The organism is Nostoc sp. UIC 10890, from assembly GCF_054786515.1.
Window position 1 is genome coordinate 1 of record NZ_JBSGKF010000096.1, and the last position, 2,406, is coordinate 2,406.

A 2,406-nucleotide genomic window follows, 5' to 3' on the forward strand; every position below is an offset into this window, starting at 1 on the left:
AAGCAGTTCGCTCTCCCAAGGTTGCCACTGACGCGGGGTGCAGCAATGATGAGCAATTAACAGTCCCCAAAGGCGATCGCCTTGTAAAATTCTTACAACCAGCTTGGCTCTGACTTGCAACTGTTCCAATAATTCTAGATGACAAGCAGTTAATCCGGCGGTGTAGATGTCTGGAGTAACGCTGATCAGACCCTGTTGATAAGACTGTCGCCCCTGCGTCTCGACAAAGTAGGTGTCTGTAATTTCCATATTCAGGATTGGCTTCCACCCGAATGCTACAGACTCCATGACAACAGTACCACTCCAATCTGGGTTAAAACGGTAAATCATCACGCGATCGGTTTGCAGAAATTGTCTAACTTCAGCAACAGTTGTGTTCAAGATTTCATCCAAGTCCAAAGACTCGCGGATGTGTTGAGCGATCGCATAGACCATGCGTTCCCGTTCTGTCTGCTGTTGCAGGGCAATTTGTGCTTGTTTGCGAACTGTGATATCTGTAAATGATGCGACCACCGCATAAGGTTTTGATTCATCAGATTCAAACAGTGGTAGAGAATTAATTGAAATCCAACTCAAGCTGCCATCAGGTTTATAAACTCCCATAATGACATTAAATTGGGGTTTTCCAGTGCGTAAGGTGACGATGGCGGGGTGAGTTGACCCTGGAAAAGAAGTACCATCTTCATGAATAGCTTGCCACCGAGGATCAATGGAAGTTTGCCCCATCATTTCATCGGCTGTTAACCCTAAAATTCTTTCGGCACTGTCATTACAGGCGGTAATTCGCCCATCGGATTGCTGTAATACAATACCTTCTGCCATGACTGTAATTACAGAACGATAGCGTTGTTCGCTTTCTAGCAGCGCTTCTTCCATACGCTTGCGTTCGCTAATATCAAACAACGTTGAGCGGCTCATGACAAAGTTGCCTGCTTTATCTTTAATTGCTGTAGCATTCAAGCTTATCCATCGGGTTGTACCATCTTTACTGACAATTTCAAACTCCAGATTATTAAGCCAACCCTGTTGTTTAAACCGAGGAAAGTTCTCTTGAAAAACCTGTTTACTGACAGAGGTGGCAATATCTGAAAACTTCTTGTGAAAGATTTCATCACGGGTATATCCTAGCCAGTTGATTTCTGTATCATTAATCCGAATGAAATTACCCTCTCCATCCAGCGAGTGATAACCACAAGGTGCATTGTTGTAGAGATCCTCAACTTCATGTACATACTGCTGTAAAGATGCTTCTGCAAGTTTCCGCTCGGTAATATCATTGTTGATTTCTAGGATTTTAATCGGTTGACCAGCATTGTCTTTTTGTAAAACCCAACGGCTAGCTACATTAACAGGTCGATCATCCCAAGTAAAATGGATCAGTTCTCCTTCCCAGTAGCCTTTTTCAAAAAGTTCTGTTTCAATTTCTGATAATGATTGAGGAAATTGGGTTTTCAATAAAATATGTGAGATTTGTCCCCAAGCCTCGGCTTTCGTCCAGCCATACATATACTCCGCTCCGTCATTCCAGAAACCGATCGCCCCATTTAAGTCGCGGGTAATGATGGTGTCGTGTGCTAAATCCAGTAGTTGCGCCTGTTCTAAAAGGATGATTTGGGTTTGTTGCTGTTGTCTCACCGTTTCTAAAAGGCGATCGTTGGCTGACCGCAGTTGTGCAGTACGCTGGACTACCTGTTGCTCAAGTTTGGCATTTAGTTGTTGCAGGGCAATTTGTGCCTGTTTGCGTTCGGTAATTTCCTCGCACACGGTACTGATGCCAATGATACAATCGCCATCTTTTAAGGGCAAAAAGCTTTCTAACCAAGTTCGTTGCACACCTGGTTGAGCCGGGGTTTCTCCAGTAATTTCTACATTGAGAACAGGTTCCCCTGTTTCTAAGATGGAGCATAACAGTTGTTCGGCTGCGTCAGCTAAATCGGGTAGCAACTCACGCACCGTGCAACCAATATGCGCTTGCACTGAAAACCCATTCATTTCTGCCAAGCGCTGGTTAATGCGAATAAAGCGGAGGTTGGTGTCTAAAAGGCTTAACCCAATGGGGGCTGACTGGTAAATGGTTTCGATTTCAGCCAATTGGCGCTGAAGTTGGATTTGACTTTCCCTTAACGCTATTTCTGCTTCTTTACGCTCCCTTAATTCAGTCTGTACCTGTTCAAATAAAGCTGCTTGCTGGATAGCAATGCTCACCTGCTCTCCTAACTGCCGCAGCAGATCAATTTCTCTTGATTGCCATTCACGAGGAGCCGCGCAGTGATGAGCTGCCAGTAACCCCCACAATTCGTCTCCTAATAAAATAGGAACAACCAGATTTGCCCTTACCTGGAGACTTTCCAAAAATTCAACATGACAGGGACTAATTTCAGCAGTATAAATATCAGCTTTTGCAGT

Annotated in this window: 1 protein-coding gene; it reads right to left on the minus strand. The window is 44.3% G+C overall.

Going from position 1 to position 2,406, the window contains the following annotated elements; all coding sequences use genetic code 11:
• On the minus strand, positions 1-2,406 hold a 2,406-nt coding region (locus ACWATR_RS39380; protein WP_460345643.1), incomplete at both ends, for a PAS domain S-box protein.